The sequence below is a fragment of the Anabaena sp. TISTR 8404 genome, from assembly GCF_056847745.1.
Window position 1 is genome coordinate 3311598 of the sequence record NZ_CP180578.1, and the last position, 23220, is coordinate 3334817.

Sequence of the window (23220 nt, forward strand, 5' to 3'; positions counted from 1 at the left end):
GTCTGGCGTTAACTTTTCCACATGACGTGAAAAGTCAGATACTCATCAGTCATAACTACTTAAAAATACCTGATCTCGTCCTGCGGCTTTAGCTTGGTACAAAGCAGCATCAGCAGCACGGTAAAGTGCTTGGACATCATTACCATCTTGAGGATACTCAGCCACTCCAGCACTGATGGTAACAGTAAAAGTTTCTTGATTGTTAGTTGTAAATTCTAAGCGGCGTAGAGTGTCTAGTAAGCTATTAAGTCGCTTGACTACTTGTGTTTGGGTGATCCCATAAAGTCCAATGACAAATTCTTCACCACCCCAACGAGCTACCACATCTTCTTGACGGAATGACTGCTTTAAGAGTTTTCCTAACTGGCTCAAAACTTGATCACCAGCGTCGTGTCCATATTGGTCATTGATGTTTTTAAAACGGTCTAAGTCCAAAACTGCAAAATAAAATGGTTTGTTTTGACGTTCTGCAAGATGTAGCAGTCGGGTGAGTTCTTGGACTGATTTACGCCGATTGGTAATTCCTGTTAAAGCGTCAATTTCGGCAAACTTGCGGAGAATTTGGCTACGTTCTAGACGACAAAGTACACGCGCCAATAATTCTGGTTCTACAATTGGTTTACTAACGTAATCATCAGCACCAGCCGCAAATACCATTTGCACTATTTGAGTGTCTCTGTGTGCTGATAAAAATAACACAGGCAAATTGCTCCAACGAGGATCGTTTCTGACAACTTGACACAAATCTATGCCATTGAAGTTTGGCATTTCCAAATCTAAAATCAACATATCTGGAATAAATTGTTCTAAGGTCTCCCAGAATTGTTGTGGATCATCCAGCAAATTCAGTGTGAATCCCCAAGGCTCTAATACTTTACGTAGAATATCGAGTATTTGCGGGTCATCATCTACAATCAACAGTTTGGCTGATGATGTAGTAGATTGTTGCAAAACTGTGGCGATCGCTTCCATAATCTCTGATGGAAAAACAGGCTTTTGTAAAAAGCCTCTACCTCCCATTCTGGCTACTTTCACCCGCTCGGCAAAACTATCTTGAGATGTAAATACTAATACTGGTATGGGAGGATGCAACGCTGACAATTCTGCTAGTAGTTCAAAACCATTTTCTGTAGATTGGGGAAAGCATAAATCTAGTAATACTACATCTGGTCGAGAACGAGCGATCGCTAACCTTGCTGTTGCGATACTCTCAGCAACTACAGTTTCAATTCCCGAAATATTTGCTTCTGCTGCTACTTGTTCAGCTAATTGCACATCATCATCAACGATTAACAGTCGATATTTTTGGTTGAAATTTGTAAGTTGTACCGCTGACTGTTGGGGAATTAATCTCGGATTTTGTTCTAATATTGTTTGTAACTCTAGCAGCAGTTTTTGTATCTGTTCTGCTTGGGCTTGTCCGAGTTTTGCTTTTGATTTCAAGATTGTTTCTATGTTGTGACACAAGCGCGTCGCATTATCAAAGCCAAAACTACCCAAGGAGCCTGCTAAAGTATGAGCTTGTTGTTGTGCTTGTTGGCGTAAGTCTTCTGTTAAGGTGTTTGCTTGTAAAGATTGAACAGCTTGCTTGATGATTGCAATGCGATCGCTATATTTGCCTTGATAACGCTCCCACACTCCAGCTAGTTGGGAAGTTATTCGTTGTTCAATTGTAGAATCAGCACTTGGTAATAGGCGATCGTTATTTTCTTGATCTGCTTTTCTGCTGTGTTTTGGCTTTTCTGTGCCAATAATTGTCTTCTTGTTATTTCCTTTCTCTAACTCTTTGGTATTCAGCCGATACCCAAATCCGTAGACTGTTTCAATTAAATCAGCCTTTGCTCCTGCTTTCTTGAGTTTAGAACGCAAACTTTTAATATGCGCTCTCACAGTATTTTCCGAAGGAATCTCATCAAAAGACCATAAATAGTCTAACAGAGAACTTTGACTGAATATGCGCTGGCTATTGCGTAATAACAGTTCTAGTAGAGCATATTCCTTAGCAGTCAGAGGCAGAATTTTTCCTTGATAAGTGATTTGACAGCAACTAGGATTAAGACGCAAAGATCCAAATTCAATTATTGGTGTAGTGCTAACCATACCTCGACGCAACAAAGCCCGGATTCTTGCCAACAATTCCTCTAAGTTAAATGGCTTAATCACATAATCATCGGCTCCAGCATCTAACCCAGCTATTTTTTTAGTACTGTTATCTGCTGCTGTTAGTAACAGAATTAGTGTAGAACAACCTTGATTACGTAGCTGTTGGCAAACACTTATACCATCCATTTCCGGCAGTATTACATCCAGTACAATTAAATCATAAGCAGTTGCTAAAGCCAGTTCTAAACCTCTTTTCCCGTCAGTAGCTACCTCAACTAAATAATGTTGTTCTAAAAGTGCTACTCTCAGTATTTCAATGATATTTGTATCATCTTCTACTATTAGAATTTTCACAATAAATTATTTGTGTTTAATTTAAATTTTTAATTTTTATTAATTGATGTTTAATTACTCAAGCTAACAGCATATATAGTCATTCAAGGCTCTTGGCTTGAGGTTACATTTTTTGAATTTTTATTTCTTCACAAGTTATTCACAAGCAGCAGCTAACCTATTATTGATACTATCTCATCTAAGTTTTAACACTGATTTCAGATGCAACAAAGTAAACAAGAGATTTGGCGGCACAATCATGAGTAGAAAATTTGTGATTAGTAAATAATTGCTCTCTTTCTAAAATAGCTCTTGTTCTTCCAAAGAGTAGCAATTACTTTGTTGCAGAAATTTACTAAATCATCAGGATAAGCAAAAATGACAAAACGAATTTTAGTAATTGATGACGAAGATAGCGTGCGGGAGATTGTTCAAATCTCCCTAGAGTCAGCAGCAGAGTGGGATGTAATTACAGCCTCTTCTGGTAGCGAAGGCATAAAAATGGCTGAATCTGAGCAACCTGACGCTATTATGCTAGATGTAATGATGCCAGAAATGGATGGCCCAACAACATTTAAAAAACTGCAAGAAAATGTTGCAACTAGTCATATTCCCACAGTTTTACTAACAGCAAAAGCTCAAATTAGCGAACAAGAAGAATTTCTCAACTTGGGCGTAGCAGGAGTAATTGTCAAGCCATTTATGCCGCTGGATTTAGTTGATAACATTTGTAAAATTCTCAACTGGACGACAGAGCATAGCCAAGTATGAGTTAGAAGATGTTTGGAAAGTCATGAAAGATACTAAAAACCCCTCTCCAAACCTCTCACGCCAGTTGCTACAACGGGGGGAACCCCCGCAACGCACTGGCTCCCCTGCAAGGAGAGAGGCTTTAAAACCCCCCTTCCCTTGTAGGGAAGGGGGGCTTGGGGGGTTAGGTTTTTCAGATTTTGATGTTAACAATAATACTTTTCAAACAACCTCTTAGGTGTAAATGTTTTTTCAACCATATTTAGAAAACATTAGCCATAGCAATTCGTTTAGGAGTTATCAACAAATTTATTCCAGACTCCCAATTCCCTCTTTCCATGAGTAGTTGAGCAATCAAAATAGTATTGCTAGATCAGCCTTGTACTTTAGTACAAAGTGTACTCCCTCACAAAATCTTCACAAAAATGTCATAGCCTAGTGCCAGAAAGCTGAAGGTGGTAGAGAAAAGTTTTCTCTACCTGCTTTTTGTTTACATAAATATAAGCTTTTCCTCTTTTACAAAAAAAGATCAAAGTAAGGTAAAACCATTTTTTCAGCCTCTCTCCCAATTGAGGTGGGTTATGAACAAAGCCAAAATTAATACTGAACTAAAAAAAACTATGCTGGCTAAATGCCCGACAGGAATTCAAGGGCTAGATGAAATTACTTATGGGGGGTTTCCGCAAGGAAGACCAGTACTTCTTTGTGGTAGAGCAGGTTGTGGCAAAACCTTAATGGCAATGGAATTTTTAGTCAGGGGTGCGACTCAGTATCATGAGCCAGGTGTATTCATGGCATTTGAAGAAACCCGTGAAGAGTTAACACAAAACGTTGCTTCCTTAGGCTGGGATTTGGAAGAACTGATCACAGAAAAAAAACTAGCCATCGACCATGTTTATATCGATCGCAGCCAAATAGAAGAAACAGGGGAATATGATTTAGAAGCGCTGTTTATTCGATTAGGCTACGAAATTGATGCGATCGCAGCTAAAAGAGTTGTCATAGATACCCTAGAAGTATTATTTGGTGGGTTAAGTAATGCTGCGATCGTGCGATCGGAATTGCGGCGACTATTTCAATGGCTAAAATCTAAAGGTGTCACTGCAATTATTACCAGTGAAAGTGGCGATAACAGCCTCACACGTCACGGTTTAGAAGAATATGTTTCAGATTGTGTAATTCGGCTAGATCAGCGTGTCAGTAATGAACTTTCTACACGACGTTTACAAATTATTAAATATCGTGGTTCTAAGCATGGCTCAAATGAATATCCATTTTTAATTAAAGAAGAAGGCATTTCTGTTCTGCCTGTTACCTCAGTCGGCTTAGATTATCCAGTTACAACCGAATGGATATCGAGTGGCATCAAACGCCTCGATACAATGTTGGGAGGGCAAGGTTTCTTTCGCGGTAGCAGCATCTTAATTTCCGGTACGGCGGGAACTGGTAAAAGTTCATTTTGCGCTCATTTTGCTGATGCTACTTGTCAAAGAGGAGAAAAATGCCTTTATTTTGCCTTTGAAGAATCTCCCCAACAAATTATTCGCAATATGCGTTCCATCGGCATAAATTTAGAAACTGCTATTAACAAGAATTTACTAAAATTTCAAGCATTACGCCCAACCTTTTACGGCTTAGAAATGCATTTAGTTAATATGCTGACTACAGTTAATGAATTTCAACCAGATGCAGTCATTCTCGACCCTATATCTAATTTAATTTATGGAAGTAATGATATTCAAGTTAAATCCTTTATGATGCGCCTGATTGATTATTTAAAAACCAAAAATATTACAACAATATTTGCAAATTTAACCGAAGGTAATAGTGCTTTTGTAGAATATACGGAAGTTGGCATTTCTTCATTGGCAGATACATGGATATTGCTACGAACTATAGAAAGTAATGGCGAACGCAACCGCTTAATTCATGTGCTGAAATCTCGTGGTACGTCACACTCTAATCAAGTACGCGAATTTATTCTTACTTCTGAAGGATTACAGTTATTAGATGTGTATTTAGGCGCAGAAGGCGTACTCACAGGTACAGCCCGATCTGTGCAAGAAGCCAAAGATAAAGCTGCTATTTTAGCTCGACAACAACAAATTGAACAAAAACAGCACGAAATTGAACGCAAACGGCTACTAATGGAAGCACAAATCAAAGCTATTCAAGCACAATTTGAAATTGAACAAAAAGAAATTGAAAGACTAATTTTTATTGCAGAAAATCAAGAGGAAATTTTGCAATACGAAGAAAGAAAAAGAGCATATTTGCGTCAAGCAGACTAATAAATACGCAGTCGAGGCTTCATCATGGATTCCATTAATTACCGAGACAAATGTAGTGAACCAGAAATAGATATTTGGGAGTTGCGGCTGTATGTAGCTGGACAAACCCCTAAATCTTTAAAAGCGTTTGCTAATTTAAAGAAAATTTGTGAAGAACATCTAGAAGGTCGATATCGTATTGAAGTCATTGACCTGATGCAAAATCCCCAATTAGCTAAGGGAGACCAAATATTAGCTATCCCAACTTTAGTGAGAAAACTACCAGAACCTGTAAAGCAAATTATTGGAGATTTATCTAATACAGAAAAGGTTTTAGTAGGGCTAGATTTACGTCATGTATTATAAAACTAATCCAAGGATAGTTATGAATAGTTCATACCAAATCAATGATAACTCTGATGAGTTCAGTATAGAATCTACAGAAGAGTTTGAAACAGCTCTGGCAAAATTAGATTTGCCAAAATACGTTTTACGTTTGTATGTGGCTGGTAATACGATCCGTTCTATGCGTGCTATTAAAATCTTAAAAAAGATTTGTGAACAATATCTACCAGGACGTTATGAAATTGAAATTATAGATATCTACCAACAGCCGGAAAGCTTGGAAAAAGACCATGTATTTGCTGTACCTACCCTAATCAAAGAACTCCCACCGCCTTTACAAAAGTTAGTTGGCGATTTGACAAATGTTGATAAAGTGATTATTGCTTTAGATCTTGCTTAAGCAATCACTTTATCTAATAATAGGTTACGAGGGTAATTGTAGTGAACCAGCTTCAAGAACTTGAACTAGAAAACATAGCTCTGCGTAATGAGATAAAAGTTCTACAGGAGACTTTCAGAGCTATTAAAATGGGTGAAGTTGATGCTTTAGTTGTTTCTAGCCTTCAAGGTGAACGAGTTTTTACTTTAGAAAATGCTGATTATCCTTATCGTGTTTTTTTACAAGAAATGCATGAAGGTGCTGTGACACTAGATGAGCATGGCACAATTCTTTACTGTAATCATCATGTAGCAGTAATGCTAAAAAATTCCTTAGAAAAAGTTATTGGTTCTAATTTTGAAGAATACATAGCACCAAAAGAAAAGCAGATATTTAGAGGATTATTTCAGCAAGCTAGACATGAAGTTCGTCGGGTAGAGTTCAATTTAATTGCTGAGGATGAAACTCAAATTCCCGTTTATTTGTCTTTGAAACCATTACAAATAGACAACGTAGAAGTTACTTGTATAGTAATAACAGATTTAACAGAGCAAAAACGTAATGCAGAAATAGTTGCTGCGGAAAGACTAGCAAATTCTATTCTAGAACAAGCAGCCGAAGCAATAATTGTTTGTGATGCGAGTGGGCAAATTATTCGCGCTAATAATTCAGCACAGCAACTGTGTGGAAAGAATCCTTTATTTCAACCATTTGATGTGTCTTTTCCTCTGCAATGTAATCATTGTAGTGGTTATCAACAAATAGAAGAGTGTTTGTTTGTTAAAAAATCAGCAAATTGCCAGCAAAAACCAGAAATATTTTCGTTATTTAGCGTCATGCAAGGTCAATGTTTTCAAGGAGTAGAAGTATTATTAAAGCGCCAAGATGGTAGGGAGTTTAATTTACTGTTGGGTGCTGCTCCCCTATTAGACTCAGAACAGCAAATTATTGGTAGTGTAGTAACATTAACGAATATTACAGAGCGCAAGCAAATAGAAGAAAAAATAGCACAGCTTGTAATGCGTGAACAAGCTGCTTGTGCAGAAGCTGAAGCAAATAAAAATCGCTTATCTAGTATATTAGAAAGTATTAGTGATGCTTTTATTGCTGTTGATAGTAATTGGTGTTATACCTACGTTAACCAAAAAGCCGCAGAAATTGTTGGTAGGGCTGCAAAAGATTTAATTGGTAAAAATATTTGGCAAGGATATCCTGAATATATTAGAAAAAATTTTTCTGAAGCTTGTTATCAAGCTTTTACCGAGCAACGTTTTCTGCAATTAGAAGAATATTACCCATCAAGCCAGCGCTGGTTTGAAAATCGGATTTATCCTTCTTTGGAAGGTGTATCAATTTTTTTTAAAGACATCACTAAAGAAAAGCAGATTGAAATTGCTTTGCGGGAAAGTGAAGAGCATTTAAGGTTAGCTTTAGAAGCTGCACAAATGGGAAGTTGGGATTGGAATATTCTGACTGATAATCTCAAATGGTCAAGCCGCCAAGAACAATTATTTGGTATGGTTCCGGGTACGTTTGCAGGTAACTACGAAGCTTTTCTCGCCTGCGTTCACCCAGACGATAGAGAAAAAGTTCACCAAAAAGTATTTGATGCCAAAGATCATAAAACTGAATATTATGTCGAATACAGAGTGATTTGGGATGATAAAAGTATTCACTGGATTGCAGCGAAAGGAAAATGTATTTATGATCAAGCAGGTACAGCAGTACGCATGATTGGTACTGTTATGGACATTAGCGATCGCAAGCAAGCAGAAACAATTTTACAACAATCAAAAGCAGAATTAGAAATCAAAGTTGCAGAGCGCACTACTGAATTAACTAATGTCAATCAGCATCTGCATAGATTAATTCTAATTTTAGAAGATAATATTAAATACCAGCAAAAAATCGACGCTCAACTCCGCGAAGCCGAACGACGCTGGCGCAGTTTATTAGAAAATGTCAAGTTGTTAGTCGTAGCACTTGATACTTCAGGTCGAGTTGAATATATTAATCCTTTCTTCTCAGAATTATCTGGCTATTCTCAAGCAGAAATCTTAGGTAGGAATTGGTTTGAAATTTGTATTCCGCAACATGAACGACAGGATGTAAAATATTCCTTTGCCGAAATTCTAGAGCAAGAATTACATTCTCACTATCAAAATTCTATCCTCAGTAAATCAGGAGAAGAAAGATTAATTGCCTGGAACAATACTGTACTAAGAGATTCAGAAGGTAGAATCGCAGGGACGATGAGTATTGGTGAGGATATTACTCAACGTCACGCCTTAGACAAAATCAAGAATGAGTTTATCTCTGTTGTCAGTCACGAACTAAGAACCCCTATGACTTCAATTCAAGGAGGTTTAAATTTATTGAACACTGGTTTAGTTAAACTTGATTCTGAACAGGGTAAACGGATTATTAAAATTGTCTCAGAAAGTTCTGAACGTCTCGTCAGACTTGTAAACGACATTTTAGATTTAGAAAGATTACAATCGGGAAAAATTACTTTACATAAACAAAAAATTAATGCTGCGCAATTGTTAAACGAAGCTCTAGATTTGATGCAACTAATGGCAAATAAAGCCGAAATTAATTTATCAGTTTTACCTCACGCTATTGAAGTAACAGTTGATAAAGACAGAATTATCCAGGTATTAACCAATTTACTGAGCAATGCCATTAAATTTTCACCTAAAGGGTCTACTGTATTAATGACAGTAGAAGAAATCCTTCCAAAAGATAATCAAGACAGCGCTGTTTTATTTAAAATTCAAGACCAAGGTAGAGGTATTCCTGCTGACAAACTAGAAACTATTTTTGAGCGTTTTCATCAAGTGGATGCTTCTGACTCTCGTAGACAAGGCGGAACGGGTTTAGGTTTAGCTATTTGTCGCAACATTGTAGAACAACACGAAGGACGTATTTGGGTGGAAAGTACCGTAGGTTTAGGTAGTACTTTTTACGTCTTACTTCCTCTGTAAAAAAGATAAATCTTCCCAAAACTTTATATAATCCACCTTTTAGTCTTTGTTCAGGCAATAGCACGAAGACTTTTTTGATTATCTATTGCGTTTATAGCTGATTTGTGAGAAATTCTAATTTAACTAATAACTACGGTAAATCTATCGGTTTTTAGTATTTTAAGCGGTTACCAGAGTAAGCCTCAATACTGACGCATAGATTTTGTCTAGTTCAACGTCAGAAAGTAGGAAACTCTTTACATCTCCAAAAGAACTTCTTTAACGCATCGTGTTGTCGATGATGCGCCATAGCTATGCAACGTCTACAGGAAATTACTTGTAGCCCTGCATCATCTTGACTTTTTTAATTGAGGAGCAAATCTGATGCAATTTGAATCTGAGTCAGCAAATCAAGCTCAAAGCGCAAGCCAACAGTCTTCAACTCGCCGTTCACTTATTAAACGCTTCAGCAGACGTTCATTTCTCAATCGCACCACCGTGTTAACTGCTACTGGTGTAGTTGCAGGTGTGATGGGTTCCACATTTTCTGCTTTCAGAAAAGAAGGTGTTGTTCAAGCCAGAGAACGAGATATTGTTGGACGGTTCGACTATAACAGGTTTGTTGATAGAGCTTACCGAGTCAGGGTAGAAGCTGCCAGACTAGAACGGAGTTTTCCTATTCCACCCCATCCAACTAATGGTGATGAGCAGCGGTATGCCAACAAAATTGGCAGTGACTCCAGAGGATTGCCTCATAACCAACGAGGTGAAGTCAACCTAGACGCTTATAACTCGTTGATTACCGCACTGACCAGACAAGACCCAAATCAGTATGAAAAGATTATTTTGGGTGGTACAAGAAAGCTAGTTAACCCTCAGGGGCCGCTGGCAATTAGCCTTGAAGGTATTAACGCTGCTCAGATAGCAGTGCCACCACCACCAGCTTTAGCTAGTGCAGCACGCGCAGATGAAGCAGTTGAATTGTACTGGCAAGCTTTATTGCGTGATGTGCCTTTCTCTAAGTTTCAAGATAATACAGATGATCCGAAAGTTTTGACAGCTGTTGAAGACTTGAACAGACTTTCCGCATTTTACGGGCCAAAAATAAATAATCGTGTCACCCCGCAAACTTTGTTTCGCGGGAGTGTCAGCTATGTTGACCCCTCTGACCGTTCTGGTAGAACAGCAAAACATGTTACTCCTCCAGGGGTATTCAACGGCCCTTACATTTCCCAATTTTTATTGCGGAATATTCCTTGGGGAACGCAGTATGTTTTGGCAGTAATTCGGACTGCTCTCCCTGGTAATGACTTTCTCACCGACTTTAACGAATGGCTGACTGTTCAGAATGGTGGTAATTCTGGCAGAGCAATTAATTATGATCCCAAACGCCGTTATATATCTACTGTGCGTGATTTGGGTGAGTTTGCCCATATTGGTGGCGCTTTATATTACGGGGCTTCTTTACTACTCAGTTCCCCTGTTAGTTTAAGTGACCCGCTGATTGATGGTGGAATTGGCGCACCATTAAATCCGGGTAATCCCTATGTTAATTCTCGGACTCAAGTGGGTTCTAATGCCACATTTGCCGTTGGGCATTTGCAAGCCTTGTTAAACTTGGGAACATCACGGGCAATTCGCGCTTCATATTGGCAGAAGTATTATGTACACCGCATTTTGCGCCCAGAAGCCTACGGTGGGCTAGTCTACAACAACATTGTCAACCAAACTCAATATCCCATTCATCCTGAGATATTGAATTCCCAAGCTTTAGCGCGAACTTACAGTATCTTTGGTACTTATTTGCTACCGCAAGCTTACCCAGAAGCCGCACCTTTCCATTCTTCATACACTGGTGGTGCTGCGGCGATCGCAGGTGTTAATGTGACGTTATTAAAGGCTTTCTTTGATGAAAATTATGTCATTCCTAACCCTGTAGTACCCGACCCCAACGACCCAACACAGTTAATTCCCTACAATCGTGAGCCATTAACAGTCGGTGGTGAGTTGAACAAGTTGGCAACTAATTATGCCATTGGTCGCGGTCATGGCGGTATTCACTGGCGTACTGATGGTGCAGCAGGTTTGGCTTTAGGTGAAGAGGTAGCCATCAGTATTCTCAGAGATGAAAGATTAGGCTATAACGAAGAATTCCAAGGCTTCACCTTTACTAAATTTGACGGCACCAAAATTACTGTTTAAAAGGTAGTGAGAAAAAACTGCGATCGCTTGTTTATTAGGCGATCGCATTTATTAACTCAGTCAAAATTTAATTAGATATTTTGTAAATCAAAAAAACTGAACCAATTGCGCCGCCATTTTCTAAATAAATTTTATCGTTGTAATATAATCCAGGAGACCTACCTCCATCAAATAACATCCCTTCTTGAATTTTACCTAAACAGTTATTGCGGGCAATTCCGGATAACACATCATCAAACATATCTGGTAGTAGCTCTTGATTAATTTGAGAAGGTTCAATAACTGAATTAGCTTTTATATCATTAACTAACAAAATTACATAACCTTTACTAGTTGTCGCCACCATAGAGCGATTAGTGGCTTGCTTACAGGCAAATTCTCCTAAATCTTGACAAATATCTTTAAATTTTCCTTGACGGTAAAATCTGCCATTACCACCAACTAAATTGTAATTCAGAATATTGTTACTTCTTCTACCAGCCTGAATTGTAGCTATTCTCTCTTGGGGTCTACCTCCAGAAATTCCAAAGGAAGAACGCCGATTTTTAAATGCTCCCGAATACTCAACTCCGCGAGAAATATTTAAGCCTTGTGGTTGATCATCAGTACCTATATAGTCAGCGTTAATTGCTGCTAGAGGTCGTTGTCCATTTAATTTAGAATTTTCCTCAGTAATAATTTCATTAAATTGTTTCGGTACATAATTTCTAATAAATTTTCCTTGTTTGTTTTTAGCATAAAGCTTGTGAGATAAACCCACATTCACTTTAAAATCTAATTTTGGTGATTTAGGATTAAAGATAATTACATGATTAATACCTTTTGCAGATTTCTGACCTTGATTATTGGTTTTAAAAAATTCAATACTAAATTGAGGATTTTCACCAGAACAATTTTTTGCTAAATTTGTTGATGAATTTGCAGGCTCTTGTTTACAGCCTGTTAACAAATTTATCGTAATGATAAATATAGATAAGAGAAATATTTTTTTAATCAACATACTAAGATGATAAAACCCGCTACAGAACGACTATAGCGGGTAATAATTCAAATTTCCAAACAGAGGTTATTTAAAATACCCTTAGAATATCCATTCGGGAACGGCTTCTTCTTTGGTGTTGGTATTGCGAGATGGTGTTTCACGAGTGAACTTCATGTGAATTGAGCGTGTTTGCTCACCATCAGCAGCAACTGCCAAAATTGGGTAGTCAATTAAACCATCTTGGAAGGACATCTGGAAGCGGAATGTACCATCGGGATTCAGTTTAATTTCACGACCACCAATTGTCACGGTAGCATCGGGTTCAGTTGCACCGTAAACAATTAATTCAGCATCGGCAATTAACCAGAACTGGCGTGGACGAATGGGCGCGGCGGAAGCTGAGAAGCCTACACCAGACATTCCTACACCAGACATGGTTAAACCAGACACAGTGGGAACTGCCCACATTCCTACACCAGATGGGAAGACGTAGGAACTGATAGCTTGTTCGGGACGCACGGAACCAGGTACGTGCTGCATGGAACCAAACAGAGAACCTGCAACCCGTTGTGCTTCAGCAGATTCTGCTAAACCAAAGATTTGTTCGTAAATGGGGTTGCCATTTGCACCTGCTGTTGCCAGTTTCTTGGCAGGTGGTACGAGTTCGTACAGAGTCTTACCACGCAGGTCTTCTTCAAAGTTGACGGTGAGGAAGACATCCTCAATCCAGTCAGATGGGTACACGGGAGGAATGTGTACTTGGGCAGAACGAGCCAGTACTAACCAACGCCCGTCAGGAGAACGATAACCGATATCGATGACATAATCGCGATCGCTTACAGGAATTGGTAAATACCATTCCCTGGCTAGTTCATCAACAGGATATTCTTGAATGCTATGGGGGCTTTGATAATCAAGGTTGATGTCGGTGACATCATAAATTCGCAGTGCCAACTGCTGTCCACCTTGCCGACGCAGTTCTTCTTTATGCTCATTGGGAATATCCCAATAAGTGTAAGCCCACTGAGGATCGCGCGGTAAAAGTACAATCCGACTTTCACCATATCCACCCGGTAGATCTGCGAGTCCTTCATCAACATCAGCCAGAGAGCCACCAGTGCGGTCTTCTTGACCCAGTTCAAATTTTGCTGCTTCCACGGTTTCCTGTGCCTCCAGTGAACGAGATGGGCTAAGCGAAGCTTTGCTGCGCTGCACTTCTTGAATTGCTGCCAGCAGTTGTGATTTACGCATTCGGCTATAGCGGGAGACGCTATATTCGCTGGCAACTTTACGTAGTTGCCGCAATGTCATCTCCTCTAGCGGTGGGCGTTCTTTTGCCATTAATTTGGCCTCCAGTAGTTTGAAAGGTAAATTATTTCTCCGGGTTACAGAATGCTCTATATAAATAAAGTGTCATTCCCCCAGACGAATTTTTTATTCCTGACTCCTGGTTTTGCCCAGTTTTTAAAGTTTTTTAATTCGCTTTTAAAATGAGGGTCACTCCCTTTTAGTTTCCTTGAATGCTTGAGTAAGCATTTTTCGGGATCGGAGGAGTCGTTTTGTTAAGTAAATATTAACCAGTAATCATGCCTATTGATCAAGGGGTCTAAAGGCACTTTTTTCAGGCTTTCACGAATTTAATAGCTCTGACGGGATCATATTGTTATAGAACCATGACAATTAGGCTTAGCCGCAAGACTAAATGTCATGAAACCCTGATATTTTAATGTGTAAAGCAATAAAACCCTTATGGACAAACGATCTCATCTCAGGATCAGGGGGCAAGTAAGCAAGCGATCGCCTAGTTGTGCTGCAAATACGTCAAAATCTAAGTAAAAGCGAACTTTACTGAAAATGCAGATTACCCAGAGCCTTCATACAGCCATTCTCGTAACCAACTTAGAACGCTCCGAACACTTTTACAGTCAAGTGTTGGGATTGTCAAAAATTGACCGCTCCCTCAAATATCCTGGTGCATGGTATCAAGTTGGTGACTACCAAGTTCATTTGATAGTTGCATCAACTGTACCAACTGATCACCCCAACGAAAAATGGGGACGCAACCCACACATTGCGTTTGCAGTAGCTGATTTAGAACAAGCTAAACAAGAATTGCTGGCTCATAATTATCCTATTCAAGCAAGTGCTTCTGGTCGTCCTGCTATCTTTACTCAAGATCCAGACGAAAATGTCATTGAAATAAGTCAGCAGTAATTGCAAATTGAGTATTGGTTCTTCAATCATCAGGAATTATCTGAAGACCTAATCACCATCCAGTATCTCAAGTTGTAATTATTTCTACATACCATGAAAGGCAATTTTATCTACAGCTACTTTTGATAAAAGTGTCATTTTTCCAGTTTTTATATCAACAGCTAACACAGAATTATTTGGTTCATAGTTGAGATTAGCAAGTGCAATCAGTTGACTAGAGGGAGAGAAGGTTAAACTAAGTAAGTCACTTGCTAAATACTTTCTGTTATATGTTAATTCTGCTATGGGTGAAATTAATAACTTGCCTGTAATCAAAGACTTTTTACTGGGGTCTAATTGAACTAAAGTTGCTCTACCTTCCGAGGTAAGAATCGTAGCATAGAATTTGCCATCGGGGCTAAGAGCAAGATTGCTGAAGCGTATATTGCTTGGCAGTTCTGGTAAATTTAGCTCGTCACCAGAAGTAACTTTGCCATTTTTTGGATCAATAAGTATTAAATAGAAAGGAGGAAGACCATGATTGGAACTAGCAATACCTATGATTTTATTATCTTTTGTTCCTAATACTCCTTCAATTGTATTATTACTCTTTCTAAATCCTGATATCTTTTTCGATTTAGGTTTTTTGAATGATTGATTGCTGGTAAATATAAGTTTACTATAATTGCCTTTTTGGTTTGTGGTCACTGTTACCATCACAAGTGTGTTATCTGATAAGGTCGTAAGACCAGTCAGCCGGGTTGTTTCAGTATAAAAAGCTTTTTTGGAAGCCTCACTTTTTGTATCTTGATTATCAACAATAATTGGAGGAATTTCAGTGGTTGATTTTTCACTACCAGTTGTTAAATCTAAAGATACTAACGTAACTGCTGGGGTAATATTTTCTAAATCTGTAGAGGTTTGATCCTTCTGCTTATTTTTTCTGCCAGGAAGCCTTACTCCTACTAGCGATCGCGCATCTTGTGCCAAAGTTTTATTTTTGACAAGATTCAAAAGCATAGTTGTAGTTGCACTAGCAAGAATTAACTGACCAAATTGTCTGCGTTTGATTCTAAAATACATAAATTTACTTCATATAATTAATGTTTTGTCGCTAAAAATTCTAGGTTTTACCTAATTATTGGCGACACTATTTTTTTGTAAAATTAGTTAAAAATGCTATGGTTCAGCTAATAAAAAACTCAAAAATTTCATATTTTATTAGCTCATTTTGGCTAATGTATTGAGTTAAGTTAGTTTTTGTTAGTTAATAGATACTGATAAAAACATACTAGCCTCCAGCCTCTTGTTTATATCTTCTGTTATGGCAATTCTTGACAACTACTTCAATCAGGAGCAATCAAGAAAGGAATAGCATTTTAATCTACTTTCTTAAAAAAATACTAAGATATGATATGCAGTATGACCTCTTACTTGTTGTTAATGACAAGCTTTTTTGAACCGACTTGTTATAACTTATTAAATAGGTAAACCCAAAGACCAAAGCATTTTATTCGGTAGATGCCAGCTAATTTCCTTTGATAAAGATAACAATGCAATTCTATTTAAAGCCGTTCTCCTATAATTATATACGCAGTAAAAAAGATAGTTATACTCACCATACCCAAACTTTAAAATATCTTTCTAATGACAGAGTTTTATATTGATTAAATGATGATTTGTATAAAAATATTATCGCCATTCTTTGCTAAATCTTTACCAATAATTATTTTTTACCTCATGATAATTTATGTTCACTAGTCCATCAAGCATTGCTACCGTGGAATAAAAATGCAAATTTACAAAACCAAACAATTACAGACAGCTTAATTTAACTGCTTTGTGGCTGATGTTTTTACCATTCAACTATTGATTGACTAATGAAAATTATTAGCTATATTTATTGTGACCTTCTCCTAGAACCAATGCCGCAAAACATTAATTGGCAATGGGAAGTAGAACGAGTTTATGAAGATTTGGTCAAGGGTGTTGCTGATGGATACACCACACGCTTGCAATTACAACAATTACTCACAGACTGCCAAAATGAACCAGTAGAATGTTTGCTTGTTCGTCGCTTAGAAGAATTAGGAGATACTGTAGAGGAAGTAAGCGATCGCTTAAATGAATTAGAAGCGCTGGGAGTAGCTGTCATTGCTACAGAACAATCGTACACATCAGAGCGATCGCTATTTCGCGCTGAATTAATCAAATTACTCAAAGAAATCCAATATCAACAACGTAGTCGGCGCATTCGCCAAGGACACGCCCGCAATCGTCTCGACGCAGCACCCCCACCAGGTAAAGCACCCTACGGTTATCGTCGTGGTCAAGGAAAATACATTATTGACCGCAGCACGTCTCCTGTGGTCAAAGACTTTTTTGATCACTTTTTACTCTACGGCTCCTTGCGGGGCGCAGTGCGTTACTTAGCAAAAAAATACGGTAAGAAAATTTCCGTTACCACTGGACGACGCTGGTTAACAAATCCTGTCTATCGGGGCGATACAGCTTATCTCAACGGTGAAATTATCTCTGACACCCATACTCCGATTATTTCCAAAGAAGAAGCCGCCCAAATTGACCGACTTTTACGCCGTAACAGCCGCTTACCATCTCGAACCGCCAGTGCGCCGCGTTCTTTAGCTGGGTTAGTTGTCTGCGGCGAATGTCAGTCACACATGACAGTTACCCGTGTTACCCGCCGCCACCAAGATAAAGAGTACCTTTATTTACGTCCGATTAGTTGTCCTCGCAGCCCTAAGTGTCGAGCTATTCCTTACCAAGAAATTTTAGAATGTACGATCGCCAAAGTTTGCCGTGACTTACCATTAGCAGTAGCAGGCATGAACTCTCCAGAGTTGGATACAGTCAAGAATAGTTTAGGAAATGCGATCGCTCGTCAACAAGAAATCCTCACTCAGTTACCAACATTAATTGAAACTGGCATTTTAGATGCAGAAACAGCAAAATTAAGAGAATACAAACTCCGCACAGAAATCTCAGCACTGCAAGCAAAGTTAGCCACACTTCCGCCAGTTAACCTGCGTTCTGTCGCGCAAGCCGTTTCCATTCCCCAATTTTGGTTAGACTTATCAGAAGCAGAACGACGGTTTTATCTGCGAGAATTTATTCGAGAAATTCAGATTATTCGTCAAGATAAACAGTGGGATTTGCGCGTGGTGTTTATTTTTTAGTCAAGTGCTGAGTATAAACCCCGTTTGTTTCCAGGTTTTGAGTAATCAATCATTTCCTAACTGGCTTGGTAGTTGCTTATATGCCCAAGTTTCATGTTCAGAACTCGGAGTTTCGTGTTCAGAACTCCAAATTTCGTGTTTTAAACCTGAAGTTTTGTGCTTTTATCGGCAAGTTTCGAGTTCTGAACTCAAAGTTTTGTATTCTAAACGAGAATGTTTGTGTTCAGAACTCGAAGTTTCGTGTTTTAAACAAGACAGTTAATGTTCAGAACTCGGAGTTTCGTGTTCCAAACGAGAATGTTATTGTTCTGAAGTGAAATGATGCTGTTCTAAAAGTGATCTTTTTCATTCAAATTGTAAACCGAGAGGCGATCGCCTGTGAGGATAGATAATAAATAGCGATCGCACACCTAACACCAGCGTCATTTTACTCATATCGGCAATCGCTTTACTCGGAAAATTTCATTACTCACAGAAATAATTGCTCCCGCCTCTAAATCTTTCTGACCACGCAAATGTACAGCATCATAACCACCACCACGCAACCAAGATACAGTACTTAGCGAAATTCCCATATCTGCTAAAAACTTCATTATTACTTGTTAAGCACTTTGAAAGGGAAAAACTCGTTCTTGAGTCAACCACGCTGCGTAAAGTAGAGATTGACGTATATCTTCTGTTTCTAGATCAGGATATTCTTCTAAAATTTCCTCTACAGGTTTCCCATTAGCTACCAAATTTACAACTAAAGAAACCGGAATTCGCATTCCACGAATACAAGCTTGTCCACCCATAATGCTAGGGTTAAATGTAATTCTCTCCAGACCTAACATAATAATTATTTCTCTAACATCTTTTTTGTAACAAAATCTGTAACAGCAATGGTATTTCAGCTTTTACTCGACTAGATTGGTGAAAAATCTACGGGTAAACCCTGAATATAAGGGTAATGTTGCTAAAAGATATACGGGACTATCAAATTTTATTTCTCGGTTCATTTCTGGCTTTGGGAATTGGCACAAGGGACTGGACGCTGCGCCCTGAGATGGTTGTTGTGGCGATCGCATCTTGTTTATCAACGCAGTGGATTTTGTCAATGGTCAATGGTCAATCGTCAATGGTCAATGGTCAAGAGCAAAAACCAATAAATCTGCGTAGTGCGTTGATTACCTCTCTTGGACTCAGTTTGCTATTGCGGACTGATCATTGGCTAACGATGGCATTAGCCGCAGTCAGTGCGATCGCTAGTAAATTTTTCTTCAAAGTTGGTGATAAGCATTTCTTCAACCCTGCCAACTTTGGCATCATCACAGTCTTAACTCTGACATCCGATGCGTGGGTATCACCAGGACAGTGGGGGGAAGAGTGGTGGTATGGGCTGTTATTTGCCGGGACTGGCGGTATGATTTTGCAACGCATTGGTCGTTGGGACACTACAGCCGCTTTTTTAGGTTCCTACTCCTTGTTAGAAGCCATACGCAACCTTTGGCTGGGCTGGACTTGGGATGTGTATTGGCATCGGTTGATGAGTGGATCTTTACTGCTGTTTGCCTTATTTATGGTCACTGATCCCCGCTCAATTCCCAACGCCAAAATCGGGCGTGTAGTTTGGGCTATCTGCATCGCCAGCTTAACTTTTATCCTGCGAAATTATTTCTATGTTTCCACAGCAGTTTTCTGGTCACTGTTCGCCCTCGCACCCTTAACCATTGTGATTGATTGGCTTTGGTCATCCCCCAGATTTTCTTGGCACAAGGAAGTAGAGGAAGAAGACATAACTCGAAACTCAGCACTCAGCACTCAGCACTCAGCACTTTAAAAAGAGGTATAAAATGAAACGATTTCGACTGATATTTTCATTATTTGTAATATTCATAGGTGTGCTGTGCTTTGCACCAACAGCTTGGGCATTTTGTGGATTTTATGTAGCCAAAGCTGATAGCAAATTATACAACCAAGCATCTCAAGTAGTGCTGGCGCGGGATGGCGATCGCACAGTTTTAACAATGGCTAATGACTTCCAAGGCGAAGTCAAAGATTTTGCAATGGTTGTACCTGTGCCAACCGTCTTAAAAAAAGAGCAAGTACGCATTGCCCAACCCAAAATCATTGAACGTTTAGATGCTTTCAGTGCGCCGCGCTTGGTAGAGTATTTCGACTCTGATCCCTGTGATTTCAATGATCGGGTATATGAATCAGCGCCAGCACCATTAGCTAGACCTGCCGCAGGTGCAACCAGAGGCGGCGATGCTAACTTGGGTGTGACAGTCGAAGCACGATTCAACGTTGGTGAATATAACATTGTGATTTTGAGTGCCAAAGAATCAGGCGGACTCGAAACTTGGCTAAATCGCAATGGCTACAAAATTCCCAGAGGTGCGAAACAGCTATTAAAACCATATATTCGCTCTGGAATGAAATTCTTTGTTGCGAAAGTCAACCTCGATAAATTTGAGCAATCTGGCTATCAGTTTCTCCGTCCGCTACAAATTTCCTACCAATCACCCAAATTCATGCTGCCCATTCGTTTGGGTATGATTAATGCCAACGCTGCCCAAGATTTAATTGTGTATGTCCTCTCACCCCAAGGACAAGTAGAACTCACTAACTACCGCACAGTCAAAGTTCCCTCCGATGCCAACATTCCTGTGTTTGTCAAAAATGAATTTAGTGATTTCTACAAATCCATGTTCCAGACTGCATACCTCAAAGAAGACAGAAAAGTAGCTTTCTTGGAATATGCCTGGGATATGAGTAATTGTGATCCTTGTTCAGCAGAACCCCTCAACCAAGAAGAACTCAAGCAAGCAGGTGTATTTTGGCTAGATAATAATTCCTCTGATTACGTGCCAGCGCCACCGAATTTCCGTCGTCCGTTTCCTAGTAGTAGCGTATTCATCACCCGATTGCATATTCGCTACACCCGCGACAAATTCCCAGAAGACCCCATGTTTCAAGCTACCTCCAACCGCGAGTCTTTTCAAGGACGATACATTTTGCAGCATCCGTTTACAGGCGAACTTAAATGTCAAGCTGGTAGAGAATATAAGCGGTCTTTAGCCAAGCGGTTTGAACAAGAAGCCCAAACTTTGGCCAAGCTAACTAACTGGAATATCCAAGATATTCGCCGCAAAATGAAGTTGAGTGTGGGTAATCTGACTTCTTCTTGGTGGGAAAATTTATTATCCTGGCTGGGGATGTAAAGCTTATTTCAAATCTTTTTGCAGGTAAATACTCAAGATGTGTAGAGCAAGACCCAATCCCCAACCCAAGAGAGGGTAAATTGCCCAAAAGTACCCAGGGCTAGTGACCAAATTCAACACAATTAAAAAGATATTTACCACAAGATAGCTAATTAAATGTGGCTTGATTTTTTGTAGGCGGTAAGATTTAGATGCTTGCCGCCTTTTTATGATTTCTTTTTCCTGTTGCCATGCTTGTTGAGCATTTTGCAGAGTTACAAATGAAATACCAAGTTCTGCTGCCATTTCTTGTAACTGCTGTTCTGAAAAATTTTCTTGTTGTTTCTCAGCCATTGCTCGCTGAAGAATCTGCTGCACATCTTCTGAGCGAAAAGTAGTCATAGATTTAGGCTCCTAGATTCCATCTGTCGCCATAATTGTGCAAAAGCAGATAAAAGTTTGTGCTTTCAGAACCTTTTCAGGAGATTTCACTGGAATTGATGACTTTTTGCACCCCAAGGCTTACGTGCCAAGGTTAGTTGTTGAGATTGGGTGTGAGGGTGTAAGGGTATGAGGTGTACGGGTTGTAGATAACTTCGTGGTGTCTTGGTTCGATGATGTAGGTTTTATGCCAAATCCCCACACTTTAACTATGTCACCTGACGACGCGGAATTCACTACGAGAGAGGATGGTTAGCTTGGTCTGACGAAATGATTGCCTTTTTAAGCAGCCCAGCGACAAACTATTGATTATTGACTATGGGAATCATATTTGATTTTTGAAAAAAACACAGTACACATTTAACATTCCTGTTATCTGTTCAGCGTTCCCTGTTCCCTACACAAGGATTTTCAGTAATCAAATCAGATTACGATCTTAACAACCCTAACCTTGATTTAGGGTGCCAAATAAATCCTGAATATTCTAGCCAAGAAAATTGTCTAACCATAACATATGGTTAATATCTGGAGTGTCGTTGTCAGCAATACTTAGAATATTCTTGCTATTTTTTTGTCAAAATTGCCATGATGCAACTCGATGAAGAGTTACGCAACTTAGTTACTCAAGCTTGCAGCTATCCTCCTGGAAGCCCGCAACGTCAAAAGCTACTTACCAAAATCATCCGTTTAACTTCAGGCAGACTTTGGCGAGAAAATACTCCCTACTATCAAGATGCACTGCAACAAACTTGGTTGTATTTCTGTCGTAATGTTTGTGATGGTTTAACTGGTCAGACCTATGATCCCGCTTATGGTACTGTGATCACTTGGTTGAATGCTTATCTTAAACGCAGACTCCAAGACTTTTACCTCAACCATCATCGGGAACAAGCCTTAACATTGCCGCTACAGGTACGCCAGTACGGGTCGAGTGGAAATAGAGACACCATTGATCTAACTGACAACTTACAGGCTACGCCACAAGCACCGCCAATTCTCGAAAACTTGGAAACATGGGCAACAACAGATGCAGACGGAGAATTATGCAGTACTCACATTAAAGGTCGTCCAGATGTGAATTGTCAGGTATTGATTCTCAGACGCTTACCACCAGAAGTTAGCTGGAAAGAACTATCCGAGGAATTTGGCTTACCTATTCCTACCTTGAGTAGCTTTTATCAACGTCAATGTTTGCCACGCTTGCGAAAATTCGCGGAATCAGAAGGTATTTTATGAAGATACAAGATTGCAGGTGAGTGTAGACGCGTTGCTGTTAGCGTTAGTGACATTAATAGCGTCAGTCTTTTCCTTTACCGAAGGCGTTATATCATGTCCGGCAAATCAGTTATGATTCAGCATATCTGTGCAGAAAGACAAAACCCTTTCTCCCCCTGCACCCTGCACCCTGCCCCCTGCGGTCTTTATGATAAGTCTTTTACCGGACACGATATTACTGTATATGCACTTTGTGCGGCCTGTCGCTGGCTGGGGTAGCATAGCGGCTGGCCATCAGAACATTACCTGGCAAGTCTTTACTTCATCTTTATGAAACGCTAAAAATATAGTATAAATAGTATCAGGCATTATTTGATATTTTTCCGTTTATCTCTAAAAAAATTAAATTTGCCATCGTAAAGTTACTTAATTAAATGTATTTTGAGTTACCTAAAATTTACTAGGAGCTTGAGCTAGAATCATAGACTGTGGGGATGAGCATTTTGAGTTGTTTGCATTTTGCAACTTCTTCCTATGTATATCCCCTGACACTATGAACTTGTTGATTAATCCACAATTTCCCGATTCTACGAAATTTAATTGAATATACCCCCAACTCCCTGAAAAAAATGAGTTGACCAAGGTCATGCAAATTTCCAGGA

18 protein-coding genes are annotated in these 23220 nt (G+C 39.2%); 11 read left to right on the forward strand and 7 right to left on the reverse strand.

All coding sequences use genetic code 11. The features are described 5' to 3' along the window. Window positions 1-45: 45 nt before the first annotated feature. Window positions 46-2457, reverse strand: a complete 2412-nt coding sequence (locus ACMX3D_RS14335) for a response regulator (protein ID WP_482752064.1) — start codon at window positions 2455-2457, stop codon at window positions 46-48. A 357-nt stretch (window positions 2458-2814) separates the two neighbouring features. On the opposite strand from ACMX3D_RS14335, the gene ACMX3D_RS14340 reads away from it, so the two are divergent. The 6 genes from ACMX3D_RS14340 (at window position 2815) to ACMX3D_RS14365 (ending at window position 11348) form a co-directional block, all read left to right on the forward strand. After that, window positions 2815-3207 carry a response regulator gene (locus ACMX3D_RS14340; RefSeq protein WP_482752065.1) on the forward strand — a complete coding sequence of 131 codons (393 nt, stop codon included), beginning with the start codon at window positions 2815-2817 and terminating at the stop codon, window positions 3205-3207. A 560-nt stretch (window positions 3208-3767) separates the two neighbouring features. Beyond that, a complete protein-coding gene (gene kaiC, locus ACMX3D_RS14345; protein WP_482752066.1) occupies window positions 3768-5477 on the forward strand; it encodes a circadian clock protein KaiC in 1710 nt (569 codons plus the stop codon). Between the two features lie 24 nt (window positions 5478-5501). After that, window positions 5502-5822 (forward strand): circadian clock KaiB family protein, encoded by a 321-nt coding sequence (locus ACMX3D_RS14350; RefSeq protein ID WP_482752067.1) that lies wholly within the window; start codon window positions 5502-5504, stop codon window positions 5820-5822. 19 nt (window positions 5823-5841) lie between these two features. After that, window positions 5842-6201 carry a circadian clock KaiB family protein gene (locus ACMX3D_RS14355; RefSeq protein ID WP_482752068.1) on the forward strand — a complete coding sequence of 120 codons (360 nt, stop codon included), beginning with the start codon at window positions 5842-5844 and terminating at the stop codon, window positions 6199-6201. 41 nt (window positions 6202-6242) lie between these two features. Further along, window positions 6243-9167: a PAS domain S-box protein gene (locus ACMX3D_RS14360; protein WP_482752069.1), complete on the forward strand. Its 2925-nt coding sequence runs from the start codon at window positions 6243-6245 to the stop codon at window positions 9165-9167. Window positions 9168-9530: 363 nt separating this feature from the next. Next, on the forward strand, window positions 9531-11348 hold the full coding sequence (locus ACMX3D_RS14365; RefSeq protein WP_482752070.1) for a vanadium-dependent haloperoxidase: 1818 nt from the start codon (window positions 9531-9533) through the stop codon (window positions 11346-11348). A gap of 67 nt (window positions 11349-11415) precedes the next feature. On the opposite strand, the gene ACMX3D_RS14370 is transcribed toward ACMX3D_RS14365, so the two are convergent. Beyond that, window positions 11416-12348 (reverse strand): phosphodiester glycosidase family protein, encoded by a 933-nt coding sequence (locus ACMX3D_RS14370; RefSeq protein ID WP_482752071.1) that lies wholly within the window; start codon window positions 12346-12348, stop codon window positions 11416-11418. A gap of 81 nt (window positions 12349-12429) precedes the next feature. Further along, window positions 12430-13671 carry a DUF4912 domain-containing protein gene (locus ACMX3D_RS14375; protein WP_482752072.1) on the reverse strand — a complete coding sequence of 414 codons (1242 nt, stop codon included), beginning with the start codon at window positions 13669-13671 and terminating at the stop codon, window positions 12430-12432. A 513-nt stretch (window positions 13672-14184) separates the two neighbouring features. Here ACMX3D_RS14375 and ACMX3D_RS14380 point away from each other — a divergent pair. Further along, window positions 14185-14544 (forward strand): VOC family protein, encoded by a 360-nt coding sequence (locus tag ACMX3D_RS14380; RefSeq protein WP_482752073.1) that lies wholly within the window; start codon window positions 14185-14187, stop codon window positions 14542-14544. Window positions 14545-14628: 84 nt separating this feature from the next. Here the strand turns inward: ACMX3D_RS14380 and ACMX3D_RS14385 are convergent, their stop codons facing one another. Continuing rightward, window positions 14629-15606 (reverse strand): hypothetical protein, encoded by a 978-nt coding sequence (locus ACMX3D_RS14385; protein ID WP_482752074.1) that lies wholly within the window; start codon window positions 15604-15606, stop codon window positions 14629-14631. 797 nt (window positions 15607-16403) lie between these two features. Here ACMX3D_RS14385 and ACMX3D_RS14390 point away from each other — a divergent pair. After that, the gene (locus ACMX3D_RS14390; RefSeq protein WP_482752075.1) at window positions 16404-17720 is read left to right on the forward strand and encodes a recombinase family protein; all 1317 of its coding nucleotides are present in this window, start codon (window positions 16404-16406) and stop codon (window positions 17718-17720) included. A gap of 431 nt (window positions 17721-18151) precedes the next feature. On the opposite strand, the gene ACMX3D_RS14395 is transcribed toward ACMX3D_RS14390, so the two are convergent. Continuing rightward, window positions 18152-18313: a hypothetical protein gene (locus tag ACMX3D_RS14395; RefSeq protein ID WP_482752076.1), complete on the reverse strand. Its 162-nt coding sequence runs from the start codon at window positions 18311-18313 to the stop codon at window positions 18152-18154. 9 nt (window positions 18314-18322) lie between these two features. Further along, window positions 18323-18553, reverse strand: coding sequence for a DUF433 domain-containing protein (locus ACMX3D_RS14400; protein ID WP_482752077.1), 231 nt, complete (start codon window positions 18551-18553; stop codon window positions 18323-18325). A gap of 116 nt (window positions 18554-18669) precedes the next feature. Here ACMX3D_RS14400 and ACMX3D_RS14405 point away from each other — a divergent pair, with 116 nt between their 5' ends. Together ACMX3D_RS14405 and ACMX3D_RS14410 are read left to right on the forward strand one after the other, a co-directional pair. Further along, the gene (locus tag ACMX3D_RS14405; RefSeq protein ID WP_482752078.1) at window positions 18670-19539 is read left to right on the forward strand and encodes an RnfABCDGE type electron transport complex subunit D; all 870 of its coding nucleotides are present in this window, start codon (window positions 18670-18672) and stop codon (window positions 19537-19539) included. Between the two features lie 13 nt (window positions 19540-19552). After that, window positions 19553-20923 (forward strand): DUF2330 domain-containing protein, encoded by a 1371-nt coding sequence (locus ACMX3D_RS14410; RefSeq protein ID WP_482752079.1) that lies wholly within the window; start codon window positions 19553-19555, stop codon window positions 20921-20923. 3 nt (window positions 20924-20926) lie between these two features. Here ACMX3D_RS14410 and ACMX3D_RS14415 read toward each other — a convergent pair whose 3' ends face one another. Then, window positions 20927-21304 (reverse strand): 2TM domain-containing protein, encoded by a 378-nt coding sequence (locus tag ACMX3D_RS14415; protein ID WP_482752080.1) that lies wholly within the window; start codon window positions 21302-21304, stop codon window positions 20927-20929. Window positions 21305-21928: 624 nt separating this feature from the next. Between ACMX3D_RS14415 and ACMX3D_RS14420 the strand changes: the two genes are divergently transcribed. After that, window positions 21929-22579: a sigma-70 family RNA polymerase sigma factor gene (locus ACMX3D_RS14420; protein ID WP_482752081.1), complete on the forward strand. Its 651-nt coding sequence runs from the start codon at window positions 21929-21931 to the stop codon at window positions 22577-22579. Window positions 22580-23220: the final 641 nt, after the last annotated feature.

What these genes read in the sequence shown, in the direction of transcription:
- ACMX3D_RS14395 (WP_482752076.1), bottom strand. Translation starts at nt 18,313, where the DNA reads ATGAAGTTTTTAGCAGATATGGGAATTTCGCTAAGTACTGTATCTTGG.
- ACMX3D_RS14400 (WP_482752077.1), bottom strand. Translation starts at nt 18,553, where the DNA reads ATGTTAGGTCTGGAGAGAATTACATTTAACCCTAGCATTATGGGTGGA.
- ACMX3D_RS14390 (WP_482752075.1), top strand. Translation starts at nt 16,404, where the DNA reads ATGAAAATTATTAGCTATATTTATTGTGACCTTCTCCTAGAACCAATG.
- ACMX3D_RS14420 (WP_482752081.1), top strand. Translation starts at nt 21,929, where the DNA reads ATGATGCAACTCGATGAAGAGTTACGCAACTTAGTTACTCAAGCTTGC.
- kaiC (WP_482752066.1), top strand. Translation starts at nt 3,768, where the DNA reads ATGAACAAAGCCAAAATTAATACTGAACTAAAAAAAACTATGCTGGCT.
- ACMX3D_RS14385 (WP_482752074.1), bottom strand. Translation starts at nt 15,606, where the DNA reads ATGTATTTTAGAATCAAACGCAGACAATTTGGTCAGTTAATTCTTGCT.
- ACMX3D_RS14375 (WP_482752072.1), bottom strand. Translation starts at nt 13,671, where the DNA reads ATGGCAAAAGAACGCCCACCGCTAGAGGAGATGACATTGCGGCAACTA.
- ACMX3D_RS14370 (WP_482752071.1), bottom strand. Translation starts at nt 12,348, where the DNA reads ATGTTGATTAAAAAAATATTTCTCTTATCTATATTTATCATTACGATA.
- ACMX3D_RS14380 (WP_482752073.1), top strand. Translation starts at nt 14,185, where the DNA reads ATGCAGATTACCCAGAGCCTTCATACAGCCATTCTCGTAACCAACTTA.
- ACMX3D_RS14410 (WP_482752079.1), top strand. Translation starts at nt 19,553, where the DNA reads ATGAAACGATTTCGACTGATATTTTCATTATTTGTAATATTCATAGGT.
- ACMX3D_RS14365 (WP_482752070.1), top strand. Translation starts at nt 9,531, where the DNA reads ATGCAATTTGAATCTGAGTCAGCAAATCAAGCTCAAAGCGCAAGCCAA.
- ACMX3D_RS14340 (WP_482752065.1), top strand. Translation starts at nt 2,815, where the DNA reads ATGACAAAACGAATTTTAGTAATTGATGACGAAGATAGCGTGCGGGAG.
- ACMX3D_RS14415 (WP_482752080.1), bottom strand. Translation starts at nt 21,304, where the DNA reads ATGACTACTTTTCGCTCAGAAGATGTGCAGCAGATTCTTCAGCGAGCA.
- ACMX3D_RS14355 (WP_482752068.1), top strand. Translation starts at nt 5,842, where the DNA reads ATGAATAGTTCATACCAAATCAATGATAACTCTGATGAGTTCAGTATA.
- ACMX3D_RS14350 (WP_482752067.1), top strand. Translation starts at nt 5,502, where the DNA reads ATGGATTCCATTAATTACCGAGACAAATGTAGTGAACCAGAAATAGAT.
- ACMX3D_RS14405 (WP_482752078.1), top strand. Translation starts at nt 18,670, where the DNA reads ATGTTGCTAAAAGATATACGGGACTATCAAATTTTATTTCTCGGTTCA.